General features: G+C 71.4%; 18 protein-coding genes. 7 read left to right on the top strand and 11 right to left on the bottom strand.

The window, feature by feature from the left end; genetic code table 11:
- Positions 1–285: 285 nt before the first annotated feature.
- The 3 genes from VF584_24125 to VF584_24115 all read left to right on the top strand — a co-directional run bounded on the left by VF584_24125 (position 286) and on the right by VF584_24115 (position 3,323).
- On the top strand, positions 286–2,217 hold the full coding sequence (locus tag VF584_24125; protein ID HEX8213285.1) for a carboxypeptidase regulatory-like domain-containing protein: 1,932 nt from the start codon (positions 286–288) through the stop codon (positions 2,215–2,217).
- 87 nt (positions 2,218–2,304) lie between these two features.
- Positions 2,305–2,874 (top strand): HD domain-containing protein, encoded by a 570-nt coding sequence (locus VF584_24120; protein ID HEX8213284.1) that lies wholly within the window; start codon positions 2,305–2,307, stop codon positions 2,872–2,874.
- Positions 2,871–3,323 (top strand): MOSC domain-containing protein, encoded by a 453-nt coding sequence (locus tag VF584_24115; protein HEX8213283.1) that lies wholly within the window; start codon positions 2,871–2,873, stop codon positions 3,321–3,323. The genes VF584_24120 and VF584_24115 overlap by 4 nt, the downstream gene beginning before the upstream one ends.
- A gap of 343 nt (positions 3,324–3,666) precedes the next feature.
- Here the strand turns inward: VF584_24115 and VF584_24110 are convergent, their stop codons facing one another.
- From VF584_24110 to VF584_24080, 7 genes are all read right to left on the bottom strand, one after another.
- Positions 3,667–6,240 (bottom strand): hypothetical protein, encoded by a 2,574-nt coding sequence (locus tag VF584_24110; protein HEX8213282.1) that lies wholly within the window; start codon positions 6,238–6,240, stop codon positions 3,667–3,669.
- A 16-nt stretch (positions 6,241–6,256) separates the two neighbouring features.
- A complete protein-coding gene (locus VF584_24105) occupies positions 6,257–6,838 on the bottom strand; it encodes a hypothetical protein (GenBank protein ID HEX8213281.1) in 582 nt (193 codons plus the stop codon).
- Positions 6,838–7,689, bottom strand: coding sequence for a hypothetical protein (locus tag VF584_24100; protein ID HEX8213280.1), 852 nt, complete (start codon positions 7,687–7,689; stop codon positions 6,838–6,840). Before VF584_24100 ends, VF584_24105 begins: the two co-directional genes overlap by 1 nt.
- Before the next feature lie 34 nt (positions 7,690–7,723).
- A complete protein-coding gene (locus VF584_24095; protein HEX8213279.1) occupies positions 7,724–8,209 on the bottom strand; it encodes a hypothetical protein in 486 nt (161 codons plus the stop codon).
- Positions 8,210–8,241: 32 nt separating this feature from the next.
- Positions 8,242–8,763 (bottom strand): hypothetical protein, encoded by a 522-nt coding sequence (locus VF584_24090; GenBank protein ID HEX8213278.1) that lies wholly within the window; start codon positions 8,761–8,763, stop codon positions 8,242–8,244.
- A 215-nt stretch (positions 8,764–8,978) separates the two neighbouring features.
- Positions 8,979–10,124 carry an aminotransferase class V-fold PLP-dependent enzyme gene (locus VF584_24085; protein ID HEX8213277.1) on the bottom strand — a complete coding sequence of 382 codons (1,146 nt, stop codon included), beginning with the start codon at positions 10,122–10,124 and terminating at the stop codon, positions 8,979–8,981.
- A 111-nt stretch (positions 10,125–10,235) separates the two neighbouring features.
- A complete protein-coding gene (locus VF584_24080; protein HEX8213276.1) occupies positions 10,236–10,634 on the bottom strand; it encodes a GxxExxY protein in 399 nt (132 codons plus the stop codon).
- Between the two features lie 101 nt (positions 10,635–10,735).
- Between VF584_24080 and queG the strand changes: the two genes are divergently transcribed.
- A complete protein-coding gene (gene queG / locus VF584_24075; GenBank protein ID HEX8213275.1) occupies positions 10,736–11,890 on the top strand; it encodes a tRNA epoxyqueuosine(34) reductase QueG in 1,155 nt (384 codons plus the stop codon).
- 60 nt (positions 11,891–11,950) lie between these two features.
- Here the strand turns inward: queG and VF584_24070 are convergent, their stop codons facing one another.
- Positions 11,951–12,949 (bottom strand): hypothetical protein, encoded by a 999-nt coding sequence (locus tag VF584_24070; protein HEX8213274.1) that lies wholly within the window; start codon positions 12,947–12,949, stop codon positions 11,951–11,953.
- 58 nt (positions 12,950–13,007) lie between these two features.
- Entirely contained in the window at positions 13,008–13,976 is a 969-nt protein-coding gene (locus tag VF584_24065; GenBank protein HEX8213273.1) for a hypothetical protein, read from the bottom strand.
- Positions 13,977–14,841: 865 nt separating this feature from the next.
- Between VF584_24065 and VF584_24060 the strand changes: the two genes are divergently transcribed.
- The 3 genes from VF584_24060 to VF584_24050 all read left to right on the top strand — a co-directional run bounded on the left by VF584_24060 (position 14,842) and on the right by VF584_24050 (position 18,821).
- Positions 14,842–15,285 (top strand): hypothetical protein, encoded by a 444-nt coding sequence (locus VF584_24060; GenBank protein HEX8213272.1) that lies wholly within the window; start codon positions 14,842–14,844, stop codon positions 15,283–15,285.
- Positions 15,286–15,627: 342 nt separating this feature from the next.
- Positions 15,628–17,709 carry a LodA/GoxA family CTQ-dependent oxidase gene (locus VF584_24055; GenBank protein ID HEX8213271.1) on the top strand — a complete coding sequence of 694 codons (2,082 nt, stop codon included), beginning with the start codon at positions 15,628–15,630 and terminating at the stop codon, positions 17,707–17,709.
- Positions 17,706–18,821, top strand: coding sequence for a tryptophan 7-halogenase (locus tag VF584_24050; protein ID HEX8213270.1), 1,116 nt, complete (start codon positions 17,706–17,708; stop codon positions 18,819–18,821). Before VF584_24055 ends, VF584_24050 begins: the two co-directional genes overlap by 4 nt.
- Before the next feature lie 259 nt (positions 18,822–19,080).
- Here the strand turns inward: VF584_24050 and VF584_24045 are convergent, their stop codons facing one another.
- Entirely contained in the window at positions 19,081–19,545 is a 465-nt protein-coding gene (locus tag VF584_24045; GenBank protein HEX8213269.1) for a hypothetical protein, read from the bottom strand.
- Positions 19,542–21,770, bottom strand: coding sequence for a penicillin-binding protein 1C (pbpC, locus tag VF584_24040; GenBank protein ID HEX8213268.1), 2,229 nt, complete (start codon positions 21,768–21,770; stop codon positions 19,542–19,544). The genes VF584_24045 and pbpC overlap by 4 nt, the downstream gene beginning before the upstream one ends.
- Between the last annotated feature and the right edge of the window lie 7 nt (positions 21,771–21,777).

Raw genomic sequence — 21,777 nt, 5'->3', positions numbered from 1 at the left:
AAGTCAAGGCGGAGTAGAAATCCATGTACAACATGTTTTCGGTGAATCCAACGATTTTGGATACGAAAGTCCAGCAATGGCGCCAATTCCGTCTCTCGCGTGTAGCTTTCACTGTCGAACGCCTACACAGAGACACAGAGGGTACGGAAAGAACAGCAGAAGGGGTTCTCTGCGGCCTGCGGTTCCCTCTGTGATCTCTGTGTGATGCTTTTCCTTCCGGCAGAAACTGCCCGCTCCAAACGTTCCACCGTCGCCCCCGCCTCTCTCGCAGCACCCGGAGCTCGCATGCGCATCGTCCGTCTCGCAATGCTCGCCATTCTCGCCGCGAGCCCCGCGGCCGCGCAGCAGGTGCGGGGGGTGCTGGTGGATGCGGCCGGCAAGCCGGTCTCCGGCGCCTTCATCAGCCTGCGCGGCGAGGGAGGCGCGGTGGTGGCGCGTGCCCTGACGGGCGCAGACGGGCGCTTCACCGTGCGGGGCGGGGCGGCCGGGAGCTACCGCGTGCGCGCGGAGCGGATCGGGTTCGGCGCGACGAACTCGCCCGCGCTGGCGCTGGCGGCGGGCGAGTCGCGCGAGCTGCGGCTGGTGAGCGCCGGCGCGCCGGTGGCGCTGGAGGGGCTGGTGGCGCAGGGCCGCACGAGCTGCGACGTGCGTCGCGCGGACGGCCGCGCCGCGGCGCTGCTGTGGGAGGAGGCGCGCAAGGCGATCGACGCCACCACGTGGACGGCGGGTACGCTTCGCTTCGGCTTCACCGAGTACGTGCGCGACATCGAGGCGGAGACGGAGCGCATCATGACCGAGACGTCGCGGCGGCTCAACTCCAGCGGGCGCTCGGTTTGGCGGAGCCGCGACGCGTCGGAGCTCACTCGCGTGGGGTACCGCGAGGAGCGCGACGACGGGATCTACTTCTTCGCGCCGGACGCCGCGCTCCTCCTTTCGGACGAGTTCCAGGACACGCACTGCTTCGGCGTGAAGCCGGGGGAAGGGCCGGCCGCGGGCCTGGTGGGGCTCACCTTCCAGCCGTCGCGGCGCCGCGGCGTGACCGACGTGAGCGGCGTGCTCTGGCTGGATCGGGCCACCTCGGAGCTTCGCCACCTCGACTTCCGCTTCACCGGCCTGCCGCGGGAGGAGGAGCACGAGGGCGTGGGCGGGCGCGTGGAGTTCGCGCGGCTGGCGGGGGGCGCCTGGATCGTCCGCCGCTGGCGCCTGCGGATGCCGCAGCTGGTCGCGAGGGCGTGGAACACCACGGCGTGGCGCGGCAGCAACGTGGTCCTCAAGGCGCTGCGCGAGACCGGCGGCTACGTCCAGGACGTGTCGACGGCGGCCGGGGAGCGGGTGTTCGCGGCGGAGTCCGGGACGCTGGAAGGGGTGGTGGTGGACGCCGTGACGGAGACCCCCCTGTCGGCAGCCCGGGTCGCCCTGGTGGGGACCGAACGGACGGCGATGACCGACAGCGAGGGCCGCTTCCGCATCGCCGGGCTCGGTGAGGGGCGCTACTCCGTCACTTTCACCCATCCGCGCACAGACTCGCTCCGCTACCGCGTGCCGGCCACGGACGTGGCGGTGCGGACCGGTGCGGCCTCGAGCGTACGCCTCCTCTCCCCCTCGCTGGCCACCGTGATCGCCGCGGGGTGCGACTCGCTCGCGGCCGGCGCGGGGGTGCTGGCCGGCGCGGTGAGGAACAGGGGGAGCCGGGTCCCCATCCCGGACGCGGCGGTCACGGTATGGTGGACCGGCCCCGCCGGCGCCGTGCGCGGCGAGGTGCGGTCGGACTCGGAGGGGAACTACCGGTTCTGCGCCGCGCCGGTGGGGGTGCCGATCACCGCGCGTGCCTCTTTGCACGGCAAGCACGGCGACCCCGTCACCCTCACCCTGGACGGCACCGCACCGGTGCTGCGCGACCTCGCAGTGGTCGTGTTCGCGCAGATCGTTCACGTGGAGGGCGTGACGCTGCGGGCGACCGGCTCGCCGGACCTCGCAGTGCACGGTCTGATCGTGGACGCAGTCAGCGGCGATCCTGTGCAGGGAGTGACGGTGCGCCTGGAAGGCACCGCCCCGCGGGCCACCAACCGCCGGGGGATGTTCGTCACCGGACGCGTGAGGCAGGGCACCCACCGGGTGGAGATCGAGCATCCGCGGTACGGGATGCAGACGCGCTGGATCGCGGTGGGCGGTGGCGAGGTCCACGTCACATTTGAGATCGCCCGCCCCGCCCCCTGACCGGCGCGGCGGGCGTTTCGCGACGGCTGCGCGGCCTCTACATTGGGCCGCGCAGCCGTTTCCATTTCCCGATCCGCAACCAAGCCGATGCCGCTTCCCGCCCGCGATGAAGCCCTGGCGCTGATGCACGAGTACGTGCAGAGCGAAAGCCTGCGCCGCCACATGTACTCGGTGGAGGCGGCGTGCCGCGCCTACGCCCGCCGCTTCGGCGAGGACGAGGAGCTGTTCGGGCTCACGGGCCTCCTGCACGACTTCGACTACGAACGCTTTCCGGACCAGCACCCGCTCCCCGGAACCGAGATCCTGCGCGAGCGCGGCTACCCGGAGGAGATGGTGCACGCGGTACTCGCGCACTACGCCCCGCGCACCGGCGTGCAGCCGGAGTCCCTCCTGGATCGCACCCTCTACGCCTGCGACGAGATCACCGGCCTGGTGACCGCCGCCGCGCTCGTGCGCCCCTCCAGGTCGGTGATGGATCTGGAGGCGAAGTCGGTGCTCAAGAAGATGAAGGACAAGGGCTTCGCCGCCGGCGTGGACCGCGAGGACGTGCGCCACGCCGCCGGGCTGCTCGGCGTCGACCTCCCCGAGCACGTCGCCTTCGTCATCGAGGCGATGCGCGGCGTCGCCCCCGAGCTGGGGCTGGCGGGGAGCGAGTGACGGCAGGCGTGGTCGAGGAGATCTTCCTGGCGACCGCGCGCGGCGAGCCCCGCACGCCGGTCGAGGTCGCGACGGCGGTGGCGGGGCAGGGGCTGCTGGGTGATCGCTACCTGGGGGCGCCGCCTACCCGTTTCGCCGCCGTGTGCGAGGTCACGCTGGTGGAGGCGGAGGCGGTGGAGGGTGTGCGCGCCACTGGCCGCGACTTCTCCGGTGCCGACACGCGGCGCAACGTCGTCACGCGCGGGGTGGATCTGAACGCGCTCGTAGGGTGCACGTTCCGGATCGGGAACGTGGTTCTGCGCGGCGTGGAGCGCTGCGATCCGTGCATCCGCCTCCAGCGCTTGAACTACCGCGGCGTCATGCGCGACTTGGCGGACCGTGGCGGGCTTCGCGCGACGATCGTGGAGGGCGGCGAGATCCGCGTGGGGGATGCGGTGGTGGAGGTGTAGGGGCGCGGGCCGCATGCCCCCTCCCCCGCTCGTCACCTCGCTGCCCCTCCCCCAAAACAACCTGGGGGAGGGGCGCACGCGTGCATCCGTGCGGCGCTTCGAGGGCCGCGCGGCTTCCCCGGTGCGAACGGCAGGGATTGGATGCGGTGGAGAGGGCGGGCAGACACGTGGGTCTGCTCCTACGATGCGCTGGTGTGACGAGACGGGCGGCGGTGCGGCGTCGGGGCGCGATGAATCGCGCCCCTACAGGTGCGGTGCGGGGTCTGAGGCACGGGCGGATCTCGCCCCCGAGTCCGCGAAGGCGGACTTTGTGCTGTTGTTGCAGCGAGTTCACTCGCCCGCCCTACTGCGCCCGCACCAGCCGGATCGCGGGGATCTCCACCAGGGGGTCGCTGCCGGCGGAGGGGACGGTGAAGGTGATGATGGCGGGGGCGGCGCGGGCGCCGAGGGCGCGGAGCGACGACTCCGAGACGCGCGCCTGGTACTGGCCCGGACGGATGCGGCCAATGTAAAAGCTGCCGTCGCTGAAGGTCAGGACGCGCTGCGACACCGCCCCGTCCGCCCCCAGGATCTCCACCGTGATGCCGCTCGCCGTGGCGACGCCGCGCTCCGGCACCAGCGCGCCCGCCAGCTCGCGCGTGGGCGCCAGGGCGAGGTCCACGCGCGTGAACAGGTGCGGCGAGGGGCGCAGGAGCACGATGTCGCGCACGGGGACCCACGACGGATCGTTGAGGCCGATCGTATCCACGCGCACGCTGGCGATCTCGTACGGGAGCACTGACCAGGTGGCGTAGCGGCCGGCGGCGTCCGTCTTCACCAGGGAACCGCCCACGAAGACGCGCGCGTCCGGCACCGGCTCGTCACCCGGATCGAGGGCGCCGTTGCCGTCGAGATCGTGGAAGACGACGCCGTGCAGACCGGACTGCCCCATCCCGCCGTAGGGCAGGGGAGCGATGCCGGCGCCGCCCGAGAACGCCAGCGCGCCGCTCACCGTGGTGCCGCCCGTCAGCTGCCCTCCCTGCGATCCGAGCCTCGCCTGCGCGCGCCCGTAGCCGAAGCGCAGCGACGTCCCGATCACCAGCGAGGGCGACGAGATGCGCGCGTCCCAGCGGCCCACCGCGTTCACCACCAGCGACCTCACCTGCGCGTACACGCCCAGCTCGGCGCGCCGCACCCCGCCCGCCCCGGCGCCCGCCTCCGCGGTGACCAGCGTGCCGCGCGGGAGGCGCCCACTGAGGGCGTGCAGCGGAAAGGTGCCGCGCAGCGAGCCGACGTCCGACGTCCCCAGGACCGGCGAGGCGACGTGTTCCACCGCGGCCTCCAGGATCACCCCGCGAACCGTGCCCAGCACCGATCCGCGCGCGTGGTCCAGCCCCGTGCCGCTGCCGCCCTCCACGCGCCCGGTGACCCCGATGCGCCGCCCGGCGCCCGGCGTTCTGATCCCCGCGGTGGCGTCCACGTTCCAGCGGGTGCCGCTCCCCGGAATGGGCGCCGCGCCCCGCGGTCCCGCCAGCGAGCGCCCCTGCAGCCCGGGAAAGGTCACCCCGCCGCTCAGCGTGCCCGACACGGGCCCGCTGCCGAAGTTCTGAAGCGCACCCTGCACGAAGGCGCCCGCCATCGCCTCCACCTGCGCCGCCCACGCGGAGCCACCCGCGAGGCTGGCGCCGCCGTACGGCCGCACGCGCGACTCGTCGCCCGCCAGCGCGTCGGCCCCGGCGAAGAGGGTGAGCGCGCGGGAAAGGCCGTGGCGCACGTCCACGTATCCCATCTGGCGGCAGTCGGGGTCGCGCACGCACGCGCCGCCGCCCACGGCGTACTGCCAGCGCCCGGCGGGGAGCTGCGTCACGGGTACGAGGTACACCAGCTCGGACTCCACCTTCTCGCCGGCCGGGCCGTACAGCCGCACCCGCACCGGCGTGCTGCCGTAGCCCAGCGGGATGGAGACGGGCGCCCGCTCGGCGCCGTGCGAGAAGCCCAGGAGGCGGCCGTCCTGGTAGACCTCGTAGTCCCACCCGGCGGGAAGGGACGGGTCGTACTGCACGGAGCCGAAGAGCGGATCGCGGATGAAGGGCGCGTTGGTGATGGTGACGCCGCGCACGGCCCGCACGCGCAGGTTCTCCGTCGCCACGTCGCCCACCTGCACCTGACGCATCCAGCGGCTGAGCGGAAAGACGCGGCGGAAGCGCGCCGTGGGATCGGTGCGCAGGGGCTGGCCGCCGCCGGGATTGGAGACGGACGCGCCTACCTGCAGCATCCCGCCGTACACGCCCAGTCCCACGATGGCCGACCCGGCGTCGGGCACCCCGAGATCGGGGGTGGAGGTCGACACGCCCCACTCCAGCACCGCGCCCCCGGTACGCGGCTGAAAGGGGACGGAGCGTGGGTCCACGGCGGGCCCCTCGCGCCCCAGCCCGCTCTCGAACTGGCGCCGTGCATCCGCCTCGCCGCGCTCCTGTGCCGGAAAGGGAATGGCCCGGGTGAAGCGCACCGTCAGCTCCGCGGCGTCCGCGGCGGCCTCGGCCTCCAGCAGCTGCGCGGCACGCGGAACCGTGGCGTAGACGTCGCTCGCCCACACCAGCGCGTCGCCGGGGGCGAGCGTCACGCGCGTGGCGGCGGCGAGCGTGCCGGCGCGCACGTCCAGCACCGCCTGCCCGGCCCCGCGCGGCCGCGAGACCACGGCGAGCCCGCTGTCCGGCACCACGCGAAAGGGGGCGCCCGACAGCTCCAGCAGGGGCCGGAGCGGAACGAGGACGGCCCCGCGCTCATCGAGGAGCACGGGGACGCTGAGTGGGTTCAGGGTGCCGACGCGGAGGTCGTAGATCCCCTGCTCGTAGCCGGGCGGGGTGTCCTGCGCGGCGAGCGGGGCACCCGCGAGGACGGCGGCAAGGGCGCAGAGCAGCGCGCGGAGGGCGCTCACGGAGCGGGACCCCGGCTCAGTTGATCACCAGCTGGATGGTGATCGTCCCCGAGTAGTTGCCCGCGGGCTGGCTCACGGGGGGAGCGACCCGGCCGCCCATGTACACCGAGTAGTGGTCGTACTCGTACTTGGGGCGCCCCGGCTTGTAGCGCTGCGGGGTGTCGCGGAAGCTGGGCGTGGTCACCGGATTCCAGGTGACCCACGACGCCGCCACGCACGTCTGCGCCGCGTCGTCGATCTCGCACAGGGCGGCGTAGTTGCCGTTGAACGAGATGGGCATCGTCCGGCCGCCCGCGGCGTTCAGCGTCGCCGGGAGGACGAAGGAGATGTCGATCGTACGCGCGCGCGCCACGCCCGTCATCCGCCACTCGCCAGACATGCTGCCCGCCAGGTAGCCGGGAAGAACCGTCTCCGGCGTGCCGGGGGTGACGTTGCCGAACTGCACCGGGCGCATTCCCGTTGCCGTGAGCGGCGGGTACGGCACCTCCGCCACCGCGGCGATGCCGGATGCGGCCATCGGCTTCTCCTGTGCGCGCACGGGGGCGGCGCAGAGCGCGGCCCCTATGGCGAACGGCAGGAAGAAGCGGATGCGGATCATCAGCCCTGTACGGTTGCGGTGCCCGAGACCGGCGCGGCCTTGACGGCGCCGGGCGAGGGAAGGTCGGGGCGCTCGGTGTCGAAGGTGTACCTCACCGTGAGCCCCGTGCGCGGCGCGCCGGGCGCCAGCGGGATCGTGTAGCGCAGGCGCAGGGCCCGGTAGACGGCCATCTCGTCTTCGATCTGCCCCACCACCCGCCCGTCCGCGGTGACGACTTCGGCGCGCAGGTGGCCCAGGAAGACGGCGGTGCCGGTGCGGCGCACGTCGAACTCGGCCTCCACCGCGCCGGCCGGGCTCAGCCGCGCCACGCTGCCGTTCACCGCCAGGCCGGTGGTGACCGTGCCCTTGCGGAAGAGGACCGCCGTGGCGACCGCGGTCTCCACGTTGAGCTGCATGCGCACGTCGCCGTTGTTCTGCTCGATGGGGGGCGTGCCCCCGCGCGAGCGCACCACCACGCGGCCCCAGTATTCGCCCTCGGCCATACCCGCCGGTGCCTGCACCAGCACCCGAACCGTCTGCCGCTGCCCGGGCGCGAGCGTCAGGCGCCGCGGAAAGGCGCGCACGTAGGGGAGGATGGAAGGATCGCCCGCCGGCGCGGAGTCGGTGAGGATCGTGTTGGTCCGCCCCTGCGCGTCCGTCGTGGGATAGCCGAAGGCGAAGCCGATCTCGATCTCCTCGGGCGCGGTGCCGGCGTTGAAGAGCACCAGCATGGCCGTGGGGCTGCGCGAGTCGATGAAGAGGGCCGTGGGGCTCACCGTCACCGCCGCGGCGCGGCTCGCCGTGCCGGCGGCCAGCGCCAGCAGCAGGAGCGCCACTCGGGCGGCGAAGGAGGGGATCTTGGGCATCGTCATCGCATCTCCCGCGGTTCTGCTCCCGGAGCGCACATCACGTTCCAGGATTGGTGATCACCACCAGGATGGTGGCGGTGTAGCTTCCCGCCGTCTGCTCCCGCGAGGGGAGCGCGGTGCCTCCAAGCAGGAGGCGGGCGGGGCCCTGCGACGCATCCAGCCTCACCCGCACCGTGCTCAGCGGGTCGATGGGGAGGAGCGAGGCCGATACGTTCCTCATCAGCGCCCCATCGCGCGCGGTGAAGAGGAGCGGGAGCCGCGCGCCCGCGGGCGAGACCATCGCCGTGGGGAGCACCAGCGTCACGTCCAGCGTGCCGTGCCCGTTCAGCACGATCTCCGCCCGGCGCCCGGCATCCGTCACCGGGATCGCTTCCGAGACTCCCGGGATCAGCGGCCCAAACGACAGCCCCTGCACCGGAACCGCATCCACCCCGACACTCGCGGGGGCCTGGGCGTACGCCCCGCCCCCGCTTAAACACCCCGCGAGCGCGAGGAGGAGCGCCGTCCGCACGGACGCCCGCATCCCCCTCTCGTCTCGCGCCGGTCCGGTGCGGCTCAGTTGGCCGTCGCCGTGATCTTGATGGTGCCCGTGTACGTCCCCGGAACGGCCGCGGTCGGAACCGCCACGGTGCCGGTGAAGATCACGAACTCGCTGGTGGGGCCGGCGGTGGGCGCCGTCAGGGTGCCGACCACGCTCGCCGAGGTGAGGCCCGCGCCGCCGCACGCCGAGAAGGCGCTGGTGATGGCGCTGTTGGTGGTGCCGACGCCGCAGGCGCTGAACGCGGGCTGCAGGGTCTCGGTGCCGCCCGCGCGGGTCAGGCGTCCCGTGGTCGCCCCGTCCGGAAGGGTGAAGCTCACCCCGACGTTGCGGGTGAACGGGATGTAGCCGCTGACGCTGCTCGACGTGGTGCCCGGCGTCACGATACCGAAGTTCATCCCGGACGAGGTGCCGAAGTCGAGCACCGTGGCGACGGTGGCCGTGGCGGCGATGGAGCCGGTGGCGGTGCTCTGCGCGGCGGCGAGCGACGGAAGGGCAAGCAGGGCAGCGGCACCGAGAACGATCGCGAACTTCTTCATGTGGTCTCCAGGAGGGGTTTGGGGTGGCGCAGGATCGGGCGGGCTCCGCGATTCGCGGCCGGCTCCGTGTTCCGACAGCGACTAGGGCAACCGATATGCCATCCCCGGCGGGCAGTGCAAACTGTGTTGGTGCAATAACTTACACGCGGCGGGGCACGTCGTCAATCGGGAATGTGTTCCCGTTTCGGAACATGCCCCGTTCCCGTCCGGGAACGTCACCCATCCAGGAGCGCGCGGACGGTGAGCTCGTTCTCCGCTTCGGTGTTGTAGAAGTGGGGCGAGACGCGCACGTAGCCTGCGCGGTGGTCCACGACGATCCCCTGCTTCGCCAACCGGGCGACGGCGCCGGCCGCGTCGTCGTGCTTCAGCAGCACGATCCCGGAGCGGTGCGCCTCGTCCGCGATGCGCAGCGCGAAGCCGGCGTCGTGGAGCAGCGCCACAAGGTGCTCCGTGAGCCCCGCGATGCGCTCGTAGACGGCGCGCTCCCCGGCTTCTCTGAAGATCTCCATCCCCCCGAGCGCCGTGTACACCGTGGGTACGGCGGGGGTGCCGAGGGAGAAGCGGCCGGCGTCCTCGCGCGGCTCGTACTCATCCACGCGGAAGGAGAACTGGTCGCGCGCGCCGAACCAGGAGGTGACGGTGGGGCGCATCTCGGCGATGCACTCCTCGCGGACCCAGAGATACGCCAGCCCGGGGCCGCCCAGGAGCCACTTGAGGGGTCCGGCCACGTACACGTCCGCCCCGCTGGCGCGCGCGTCCACGGGGATCTGGCCCACGGCCTGGTAGCCATCCACCAGAAAGAGTGCGCCCGCCCCGCGCGCCGCCCGCGCGATCGGCTCCAGCTCCTGCACGTATCCGGTGCCGTAGAAGACGTGGCTGGTGGCGACGATGGCGGTGCGCTCGTCGATGTACTCGGCCCAGCGCTCGGGGGGCACGCCGATGCCGTCGTCGCTGGGAACGCGCACCACTTCGACGTTGGGCCGCGCGAGCCACTGGTAGACGAGGGTGGGGAAGTCCAGGTCCGACACCACCACGCGGTTGCGCTTCGTGTAGTCGATGGTGGACGCCACCGACGAGAGCGCGGCCGAGACGCTGGGGGTGAGCGCGATCTCGTTCTCCCGCGCGTTCCACATGCGCGCGACGTGGCCGCGCAGCTCGGCGATCCTTCCCAGCCACAGCTCGTACCACGCGGAGGCGCCCATGGAGTTCCAGAGCGCCTGGTATTCGCCAAGGTACCCCATCGAGCGCCGGGAGAGCGCGCCGAGGGAGCACGAGTTCATGTAGGTGTGGGTCTGCAGGATCGGAAACTCGCCGCGCCAGCGGGTGGCGAGCTCGGGGTGCGGGGCGGTTTGGTCTGGCATCGTCCGGTGCTCCAGGTGTCGAGGAGCGCGGAAGGTGCGGCATGCACCGGAGCGGCGTCAAGACCGGGAACTGCTGGGCTCACGCGAAGGCGCAAAGGCGCGAAGAAAGAGCTAAAGGGAACCCCGCGATGGGGCGTAGGCATTCGCGATTCGACGGGTTCCCTCCTTCAGGGTTGGCGCTCCGAAATTGATCAGCAGACCCAGGCGTAGATCCATCAGCCGCAAATAGGTCAGCAGCTGCTTTGAATGCACCGGTGCCATCTTCTCCACCGACTTGAGTTCCACGACCACTCTGTTCTCCACGAGAAGATCCACTCTAAAACCTTCGTCGATGTGGATACCCTCATACCTGATCGCAACCGGCACCTGCCTGCGTACCGCGAGGCCACGATGCTCCAATGCCGTCGCGAGCACCACTTCATACACGCTCTCCAACAGCCCAGGGCCGATCCGCGTGTGGATCTTGTACGCGGCATCGACAATCTCCTTCATGATCTCCTCAATCTCCACGACTCCTCTCCTCGTGTCTTTTCTTCGCGTCTTTGCGCCTTCGCGTGACACCTGCAGTTAAATACCCCGGCACGCGCACGACGCACGGGTGTAGCAGGCGCATGCTTTCGACGCGCCTTCCCCCCGCCGAGCTGACCGACCGCATCCGCGCCCGCGCCCTGGAGCTGGGTTTCGAGGCGGTGGGCGTCGCGCCCGTGCAGCCGTCGGGGCACGCGGAGGCATATGGGAGGTGGGTGGGGGAGGGGATGCACGGCGAAATGGCGTACCTGGCCCACGAAGACGCCGTCGCCAGGCGCGCCGATCCCGCCGTGCTCGTGCCCGGCGCGCGATCGGCGGTGGTCGTGGCGATCGGGTACCACGGGGAGGATGATGGAGAGGCGGATCCGTCGCGGGGGATCGTGGCGCGCTACGCACGCAACGACGACTACCACGATCTTCTCAAGGACCGCCTCATCGCCCTCCAGGAATGGGCGAACGCCGAGCTCACGCCGCTGGGCGGGCGCGCGTACGTCGACGCCGGGCCCGTGCTGGAGCGCGAGCTCGCGTCGCGCGCGGGACTCGGGTGGTTCGGGCGCAACACCATGCTCATCCAGCCCCGCCGCGGGTCGTACTACTTCCTCGGCGTGCTGCTGCTGGACGTGGAGTTGGCGTACGACGAGCCGTTTGCGCGCGACCACTGCGGATCGTGCTCGCGCTGCCTGAGCGCCTGCCCGACGGGAGCGCTGCTGGGGCGCGACGAGACGGGCGCCCCGCGCATGGACGCGCGTCGCTGCATCTCGTACCTCACCATCGAGCTGCGCGGCCCCATCCCCCGCGATCTCCGCCCCCTCATCGGCAACCGCATCTACGGCTGCGACATCTGCCAGGAGGTCTGCCCCTGGAACAGCTTCGCCGAGCCCGCGCACGATCCCGCCTTCATCCCGCGCGATGGGATGGATGGGCCGTCGCTGATCGAGTGGATGGGGATGAGCCAGGAGCAGTTCTCGCGCCGCTTCAAGGGCTCCGCCGTGAAGCGGACGAAGCGGCGCGGGCTGCTGCGCAACGTGGCGGTCGCGCTGGGGAACTGGGGCTCGCCTGAGGCCGTCCCCGCGCTCGCGGTCGCGCTGAACGATGATGAGGCACTGGTGCGCGGGCACGCGGCGTGGGCGCTGGGGCGCATCGGCACCGAGGCGGCGCGGCAGGCGCTGGCCGGACGGGCTGAGGTGGAGGAGGATGCGTGGGTGCGGGAGGAGATCGCTCTCGCACCCACGGCTTGACAGGCGGTCTCCCCGCGCGCCTCTCCAATGGCCCCCGAGGCGGCGGGGATGCACCTGGGATCAACGTTGGTCGAGTCCCTCGCGCTGAATCTCCAGCGTCCGCTTCAGACCCGGCTGAATGGTCTCCACGTTGATCAGCGAATCCAGAAAGGACCTTCTCTGCGCAAGCGCCTCGTTTACCTGGTCCTGACCGTCCGGATACGCGGAGCGCATGCCGAGCCTGTCAGTTTCGGAAAGCGTGGCGTTGCGCTGGCTGAAGCAATGGCTCTTTGCGCCGTCGCGAAACATCCACTCCCCGAAGAAGTACTTCATGATCGAATGCGGATCGAACGCGCTGATCATGAACGCGTGTGAGTTTCCGAGCTGACGCAGGTTGTGGTCGACTTTCGCCTTCGGCCAGCGGTTGGGCGCGCCTCCCAGGACCGTGTAGATGCCCGGACGTCTCCCCTGGCTGTCCACGACGAACTGGCCGGAGTTGTCCGTGGTGGGGGTGTAGCCGGGATCATCTTCCCAGCGAAAGTCCAGGTCGCAGCCGCCGGCCGGGTGCTGGTGCTCATGCTGAAAGCCGAGCGCATGCCCGAACTCGTGAAGAATCGTCGCGTCGGCGTCGCCCGGGAGGGCCTGGTCCCACCCGCCGAAGTTCATGGATGCCTGCCCGGGATCCACGATCTGCGGGCTGACGCTGTCCGTGCCGACGAGCGACCAGCGCCCGGCCTGGTCGAACGAGATACGGATGTGCGCCGCGTAGGCCTGGTCTGAAGAGGACCAGCGGCGAAACTGTCCGTCCCCCTGGGCGTCGAACCCGAAATCGAAGTGGAGGTTACCGTGTCTGGTCCACTCGGCCGCCACGTCGGCGATGCGCTGGTGCAGCGCCGTCGTCCCTCCCTTGAACGCGACCGTGAGGGTTTGCCCGGGCTCCCACCGCTTCAGCGTTTCGATCACGAACTCCAGCCCCCGCCCTCCCACGTCGGTGGGAAGGGAGCGGGCGAACCGGTCGCGCGCCTCAAGGCGGGCCTGGATCTCGTCCGGGTAGATCTCGAAAACGTAGTCGGTGTTCATCGTAGCCTCCGTCTCGGGGTGGAACATCAGTCCCGTGCCACACGCGGCCGGGCTCGCGTCAATCCTTTTCGGGTGGGTTCAGACCGATCACCTGCGAGGGGTCCACGCGGAGGGGCTCGTCACCGGGATCCGGGGGAGCGCCTCTCCCCGCGTCGCGCTCCCTCAGGCTCTTCACCTCCTGGAGCCGCCGGGCTGCGCCCACGTCGCGGTGCGCTTCATCGTACAGGTCGTACCAGGGCAGACCCATGTCGGTGTACAGCTTCGCGCTGATCGGTGAGGGCGGGGGGGGGCGGCCGGTGACGGAGCGGTACTGCTCGCTGTTGACCAGGTGAACGAAGATGTCTGCGCGATTTCCTTCGTCCCACGTGTCGAGCCCGTACCTGTCGGGGTAAATTTTCTGGCGTATGCGGCCACCGGCGGCGACGCCCATCTCGGTGGGGATCGCGTCGAACGCGTCGAAGCGAACGTCGCCGCCGGGTGGGGGCTCGTCTCGAAACCTGCCGGGCCTGGGCTCGATTATGCGGATCTGGATGCCGCCTACCTCCGCGGTCCCGGTCAGCTGCTCCTCGACCGTGTCGCCGCCCCCGAGAGGCACGGCCACGAATTGGCGGATCATGCCGTCTCCGGCGTTGATCCCGTCGAGCCAGGGCTGGTCGGGACACACGAGGTAGTTCTGCGGCTCGGCGTTCATGCTTTCGCGCCAGTCGCCGCCCGAGACGGCGTTCACGCCCCCCACCGCCACCATCACTGCGTTGGGCTTCCACCACGCCGCCTCGAACTGGAGCCAGAGCGCCTCGCGCTGGTACACCGGGACGAAGAAGCCCCCCGTTCTGCGCCACGCTGCCGGGACGCGGCCGGCATAGCTCTCCACGCGGTGGACGGGGAGAGGCCCGAAGCCTGGGGGAAGTGGATACGTTCCGCCGTCATCGGGAATGCGGAGCGTCCGCTGCAAGGTGAACGCGAACCGCTCGCCCACCTGGACCCTGTCGTCCCTGACGGTGATGCTCATCGCTGGGGCCTCAGCCACCCTGGATCTCCTGCCGCGGGTTCTGCTGGCTCGGGTGGTGCAGAAGGGTGGAAAGCTGCGTCGTCACGTTGGCCCGCCGAAGCCGCGTCAGGGGACGCTTCGCCTTAAGGCTTGTCCATAGACAAACGGCCGAGAAAGACGCGAGCGGCATGGTGGGAATACGCGAATTGTCCGTAGTTGCCCGCAGTAGGTCGGCGGGGCATCGCCGAATTCCAGGGTAGGCGCGTGACCGCCCCTGCGTCAAGATGAATTTCGCCAGGAGGAGGAGGCACCGGTGCGTGGGCACGCGGCGTGGGCGCTGGGGCGCATCGGCACGGATGCGGCGCGGCAGGCGCTGCGGGGGAAGAGGTGGAGGAGGACGCGTGGGTGCGGGAGGAGATCGCGGCGGCGCTCGCGCCTGAGGGCTCAACTCGTTCGTGACAGGTCCGTTACCGTCGTTTACACTTCACGCAGCCTCGGACGGTCGGCGTCGTCGCGGCGGGCGGTTGGTATCCGCACACCGTCCGCAGGTCCGGCAGCGACTCCCGCACGGACTCGCCGTCATCTACCACCGACACCCGTGCTCGCGTGTCGCGCGGCTCTCCGCATCCCCGTAAGTAACTCCGCATCTGGCTCATGAATCCGGTAGGCTCGTCCGGAACATCAAGTAATTACAAGCTGCATTGGGGCATGGGCAGAGGCGCCGCCGCTAAGGCGCGGTATTCCGCCTTGTTCTTCCGAGATTCCGCGGTAGTATTCAGCGGAGGCGCCGTTCGGTGGTATCCGTGCCGGGCTGTGCCACATTTTATATCCGTGCCGCACATCGCGGTGCGTCCTGCATCATCACTCTGATCCCGCGGGGTGCTTCATGCCGAGCTCACTTCAGTTGAAGAAGATCCACAAGCACAAGCTGGGGCTGCGGTCCGGCGAGGGTCTCGTCGGTGCGGCGTACGCCATGTCGGACTTCGGCGATGCTCTCAATGGCACCAGTAACGATGCAAAGGGTGCGCGCATCCAGCACATCATCAACCCCCCGAGGGGCGGCGCCTGGGAACGGGAGTGGGCGACCCGCTACTTTACCACGGTCAAGCTGATCAAGCAGTTTCGGCCGGCGGGTCTGCTGCAACTGGTGTCGGGAGCCTTTCCCGGGGCCGAGCGATACCGTCACGACGGCGCAGAGACATTCAAGAAGGCCAATCGGCTCCGCGCGGACACGGAGACCTTTGCCACGATCGACTATGTAGCGGGCGACAGCGCTAGGGATATCATGAGACAGGTCACCGCCGCACTCGACGGGCTTCCCGATCCCGGAGGCGACTTCCTGCTGTGAGCTCTACGCTGTCTATCACGCCGGGCCGGGAGTGCGGAAGGCGTGGGAGTGGGATAACTGTTGTGGAACAGGTCAGGCGGCAAAGTAGGGCATTTCGGCCTCAGGGAATCCAGATTCCTGTGCTGACTCCGTGTGAGACCAGGTTCCTGGTTTTTTCGTTTCTGGAGAGCTGATATCAGCCGAAGGTGAAGGCGAACGCCTCCGGGCCGGGCGACCCCATCGCGACACAATTGCACGGACGCCGGCCCCACTGTATCGTTCGCGTCCAGAGTTGATTCTCCTCACGTGCCGGTCCACCCCGCGCGTTCGTTGATGGCCCACCGTTTCCCAGCGAGCCGTTCGATGACCCCTTCAGACGCTTTCCCGAGCACGCACCAGCTCCACGCGCCGGGCGCGGACGCCGCCATCGTCCGCGCGGCGATCCACCCCGCCATCGGCGTCGCCCGGATGGGGAACAGCCACCACGACTTCTACGTGGGTCCCGAGGTGACCGAGCCGCTGCCGCAGCCGCCCGGGCGCATGCACGACGCGGCCGGCGCGCTCAAGCGGCAGGCGGCACGCTTCCGCGTGTACGGCTACGACGCCGCCGGCAACGTGGTTCGTGAGCTGACCACGCACGACGCCGACCTTCGCTGGACGGTGCACGTGGCCAACCGAAAGGCATCGTGGTACCAGTGGGCGATCGCCCTCGACATCCCCGAGGCCGCGGGGAAGACGTTGCCGCTGCGCAACGCCACCGTCGGCGACCGCGCCAGCCTGGAGATCGACCCCGGCCCGCGCTCGATCGCCGGGGCGTGGGAGGGCGGGCCCGCGTACGAGCTGAACGGCGCGTTCCAGGGCACGCCCGTGAACCTGGGGGAGGTGCGGACCGACGAGGCGGGGCGCCTCCTGTTCCTGGGCGGCCGCGGCGTGTCGGCCTCTCCCTCGGGCTCGCCGATCTTCGACGAGTCGCAGCCGAACCCGTTCATCAACGCGAACGGGTGGTACGACGACGCCTCCGACGGCCCGGTGACGGCCGAGGTCTCCATCGGCGGGCGGCCGATCCCCGTCGACCCTGCATGGGTGGTGACCGCGCCGCCCAACTACGCGCCCGAGGCGATCGGCGTGCGCACGCTGTACGACCTGCTGGTGGACTGCTACGTCGAGGCGGGATGGATGAAGCCGCCCTCGCCGGTGTCGTTCCGCCACGACGTGTACCCGATCCTCCAGCGGCTCAGCAGCCTGCAGTGGGTGAACGCCGGCTTCGCGGCGCAGTTCGGGCGCGGCGGCCCGCACGACTTCGAGGACCCGGCGTACGTCCGCACCCTGTCGTGGCTCCCCTCCAGCGGCGTGGACGTGTACGGGGAGGCGAGGCTGCAGATCTTCAACTCGTTTCGCGAGCCCGAGCCCACCAGCAACAGCCCGCTCCCGTGGCCGTGGATCTACGGCGACGACATGGACAATCCGCCGAGCCCGTCGCCGCGCCAGAACGCCTCGGTGTCGCCCACCCAGTACCGGGTGCTGAAAGCCTGGGCGGCGGGGCAGTTCGTGGACGACTGGGAGCGGCCGTACGATCCGCCGCGGTTCATCGAGCAGGTGCCGCTGCAGGACCAGCCGGCGATGCTGGACAGGGCCGCGCTGCACTTCTGCCTGGCCGACGCATTCCACCCGGGATGCGAGGTGACCTGGCCGGTTCGCCATGTGACCCTGTTCTCGTCGCCGTTCCGGATCATCCACCGCTCGCCGGACCAGCCCGAGCCCGACTACGGCCCCGTGCTCACCCCCGAGATCGCGCTCTCGGCAACGGGCCCGCTGCACGCGCAGGGGCCGGGCGACCTCACGCGGTGGATGGGACTGCCATGGCAGGCCGACACGGCGTTCTGCCGCTCGGGCTACGGCACCAAGACGTATACGTACGACCCGTTCATCCCCACCTTCTGGCCGGCGCGCGTGCCCAATCAGGTGCTCACGCAGGAGGCGTACGAGGTGGTGCGCGACGCCAGCAGGCCGCGCCAGGAGCGGCTCGAAGCCTTCACCGGCCGTGCGTCGTGGACGCGCTGGCTCGACGGGCCGGACACCGCGGCGCAGATGGAGCAGATGGTGGAGCTCTTCGGATCGTTCGGCGTGGTGGAGCTGCGCGAAGGCGTGGCGAGCGATCCGGTCTTCCCGCCGATGATCGGGGTGGAGGCGCTGGGCGGCGCCCTGCCGCGCCCGCAGCCCGGGGCGAAGGCGGCCCCCTCGGTACTGTTCGCGGCGGCCGCGGGCGTGGCGGAGGTGGTCACGGAAGTGGCCGATGCGGTCACCGGGGCGATGGCGCCCGCCGCGGAGCCCGCGTTGTCGTCCGACGAGGCGCTGCGGCTCTCCATCCTCCGCCGGGCCGGGTGGCGCTCGTTCGAAGAGGCCGAGGACGCGCCCACGCCGGTGCAGCGGCCGGGCAAGGAATGACCGAGCGGTACGCGGCCGTGGTCGCCGGGGGCGGCCCGGCCGGCGCCGCGGCGGCCCTGGCGCTGGCCCGCGCCGGCCGCCGCGTGCTGCTGGTGGATGCCGCGCCGGCCGCCGCGGCCGTGGGCGAGGCGCTGCCGCCGGTGGGTCGCGCGCTGCTGGGCGAGCTGGGGCTGCTCGACGGCTTTCTGCGCCAGGGGCACGCGCCCACGCCCGGCAACGCGTCCGCCTGGGGGAGCGGGATGCTGGCCACGCACGACTTCATCTTCGGCCTGCACGGCCACGGCTGGCACCTGGACCGCGCCCGCTTCGACGCCGGCCTCCTCGCCGCCGCGGCCGATGCGGGCGCGGAGATCGTCACGCCCGCCCGCATCGTCGGCGCGGAGCGGGCGGGGGATGGGTGGCGCGTTCGCATCGATCGTGGCCGCGAGGCGGAGTGCGCGTGGATGGTGGACGCCACCGGGCGAAGCGCGGCCGTCGCGCGGCGGCTGGGCGGCGCCCGCGTCCGGCACGACCGGCTGGTGGCCTTCCACGCGCGCTTTCGCCCGCGGGACGGCGCGGACCGCGACGGGCGGACGCTGGTGGAGGCGGGTGCGGACGGATGGTGGTACACCGCGCGCCTCCCCGCCGGCGAGCGCGTGGCGGCCTTCCTGGCCGACGTGGACGATCCGTCCGCCCGCGCGCTCCGTGATCCGTCCCGCTTTCAGGCGGCGCTCGCGCGGACCACGCACGTGTGCGCCGCGCTCCACGGGTACGCGCCCGCGTCCGCCCCGCGCGGCGCGGACGCCGGGAGCGCGCGGCTCGCCACGCCCGCGGGTGAGGGGTGGATCGCGGCGGGCGACGCGGCGCTCTCGTTCGACCCGCTCTCGTCCCACGGAATCCTGAACGCGCTGCACACGGGGACGCGCGCCGCCGCCGCCGTCCACGCGCGGCTTTCGGGAGACCGGGAAGCCGTGACGTCGTACGCGGAGCACGTCGCCGCGATCTACGCGGCATATCTTGGGCACCTGCGGGCGTACTACGGATCCGAGCGGCGCTGGGCCGATCGTCCGTTCTGGTCGCGGCGGCACGGAATGCCGGATTCCGCTTCCCTGGCGCTGCCCTGGCGATCCTGATCCTTTCCGATCTGCTGGACGCTGTCGAGCGGCACCCATCGAAGAGGACGAATGAGTGATCTCCGAGATCAAATCGTCACTCGACGTGTCACACCATCTGTTCAGAACGTTTGTGCAAACTCCCGAACCGCTACCCTCACAGAGAGGCTCAGAGACGCAGGACGGGAGAACAGCGGGAGAAAAGCCTCACACGGAGGACACAGAGGGAACTGCAAGCCACCGAGAACTCCTTTTGCTGTTCGGTGTCCTGTAACTGGTATCACGTCGCGGCGGCCCCGAGCGCTTTCGCGCGCGCGGCGTTCATGCGATCCGTGAGCGCCTTCACGTTCTCGCCGTACGCGCCCATGAGGATATCGAACTTTCCTGTATTCCTCCCGTTCTCCAGGACCCAGAAGGCGACCGCGTCCTCCGCTTCATCTTGCTTGAATATGGAGAACCCTCCGACGTGGGCCCAGCGGTGCTCGATGGTGCGCCAGAAGGCGAGCTTCTCGCGAAAGCCGTCCGGGCGGATCTCCAGGCGGGCGCGCAGGGATAGGTGGGCGAGCACGGCCAGCACGAGGGTCGCCACTCCGGACCCAGGCGCGAGGTGCTCGACGCCGTCCTCCATCATCATGCTCGTGGAGGGGATGCCGATCCCGAGGGCCATCCAGAGGAACGGGTTCTTCCACCACACGGACTCGAGGACGACGACGGCGCCGTCCTCCGGCGTGATGGCGGCCGTCACTCGCCGCCGACGGTGATGCGCACCTCGTCGGCCTCGCCGGTGGGGGCCTGGGCGCGGATGGTGTGGGGGCCGGGCGCGAGGGACCAGCGCGCGTCCGGCACCTCGCGGCCGTCCACGGACCAGCGGACGGGGCCGGTGCGGCCGGATGCGCGCAGCGAGAGGGTGGCGTAGCGGGCCGCCACGCCCAGCGGCACGGAGTAGTGGTCGCCGCCGCGGGGGGTGACGATGCGGAAGCGGTCCTCGCCGGCGCCCGCCGCGGCGGCCCAGCGCCCGCCCTGGCCCGCGGCCCACTCCGCGTACTCCGCCGGGAGCGACAGGCGGCCGCCGCGCTCCCAGTCGTCATCCTTTGCCGGCTCGGTGCCGGGGATGAACCACTCCACCAGCGACTCGCACCCGCCCGCGGCGCGCATCCCCGAGAGGCGGCAGACGCGCACGGGCACGAGCCCCGCCTCCTCTGGCGCCGGGAGCGCGCCGGGAGGCCGGCGTGACGCCGCGGCGAGCATGGAGCGGTAGAGCAGGGGACCGGCGCCGGTGATGCCGCTCACGCCCTCCATCGGCCGGCCGGTGAAGTTGCCCACCCACACGGCCACCGTGAACCCCTTCGTCACTCCCACGGCCCAGTTGTCGGTGAAGTGCCGGCTGGTGCCCGTCTTGGCGGCGGTGGGGAAGGGGAAGTCGAACGGCGTCGCGGTGCCGAAGCCGGGTGCGCGCGCATCGGCGTCGCCCAGGATGCCGAGCACCAGCGTGGCCGCCTCGCGCGACATCACACGCTCGCGGCGGGCGGGGCCCTGGCCGGGGGTGGTGGGGGTGAAGCGCGCGGGCATCCACTCGCCGCCGTTGGCGAGGGCGCGGTAGGCGGAGGCGAGCTCCAGCAGGGTGACGTCGCCCGTGCCCAGCGCCAGGCCCAGGCCGTAGTGCGATGCGCCCTGCCTGAGCGATGCGAAGCCCGCGCGGTGCAGCGTCTCCAGGAACGCCTCCACGCCCACGCGGTCGGCCAGCTCCACGGCGGGAAGGTTGTACGAGCTCGCCAGCGCCTCGCGCGCGCGGACGGGGCCGTGGAAGCGCCGGTCGTAGTTCTGCGGCCGATACGGCCCCATCGAGCTCGCGAAGCTGCGCGGCACGTCGGGGAGGACGGTCGCGGCGGTGTGCCCCCGGTCGAAGGCCAGGCCGTAGAGGAACGGCTTCAGCGCCGAGCCGGGCTGGCGGGGCGAGGTGACCATGTCCACCTGGCCCACTTCGCGCTCCCAGAAGTCGGGGGAGCCCACCCACGCCAGCACCTCGCCCGTGGCGTTGTCGAGCACGACCGCGGCGGCGTGGCGGGCGCCCCGGTCGCCCAGCGTGCGCACCGTGTGCCTCACCTCCCCCTCGATCAGCGCCTGCAGCTCCAGGTCGAGCGAGGTGCGGAGTGTGCCGTCGCTCGGAAGATGGCCCGCATCCGCCTCCTGGAGCAGGCGGGCGGTGAAGTGCGGGGCGAGGAACGCCGACCGGGGCCGCGGCGGGAGCACGGGCTCGGTGCGGGCGCGGGCGACCTCTTCGGCCGTCGCGAGCCCGAGCTGCCGCATGCGCGCCAGCACCACGTCGCGGCGGGCGCGGGCGCGGGCGGGAGAGGCGAACGGGTTGTCGCGCGCGGGGGAGCGGGCGATGCCGGCGATCAGCGCCGCCTGCCCCAGGCTGAGCTCGCGCGCCGACGCGCCGAAGTAGAGCTCCGCCGCCGCCGAGACGCCCACCGACGCGCGGCCGAGCGGAACGCGGTTGACGTACTGCTCCAGGATTGCGCGCTTGGGGAGGTGGGCCTCCAGCCGGAGCGCCCAGAGCGCCTGGCGCAGCTTGCCCCGCACGGTGCGCCCGGTGGGCACCAGCAGCCGGGCCGTCTGCATGCTGAGCGTCGATGCGCCCGCCCGGCGCCCCCCCGCCACGTTGTCGCGGAGCGCGCGGCCCACGGAGCGCACGTCCACGCCGTGGTGGGCGAAGTAGCGGTGGTCCTCCGCCGCCACGAACGCCTGCACCAGGCGCGGATCGACCTCGGCGAGCGGCGTCCATCCGCCGCGGCTGCCGTCGGCCGCGCGCGTGGCTCGGAGGGGGAGTCCGGCGCGGTCCTCCATCACCAGGCGCGTCACGGGCTTCGGGGACGCCACCTCCGCGGGCAGCGGCAGGGCGATCCACGCCGCCGCGCAGGCGGCGAGCGCCGTCGTCCCGCCCAGTGCGCGGACGATCCAGCGCGTCACGCGGGGC

Source organism: Longimicrobium sp., from assembly GCA_036389135.1.
Classification (GTDB): Bacteria; Gemmatimonadota; Gemmatimonadetes; order Longimicrobiales; family Longimicrobiaceae; genus Longimicrobium.
Note: the sequence above shows the minus strand (reverse complement) of the source record. Positions and strands in the feature narration are given on the sequence as shown.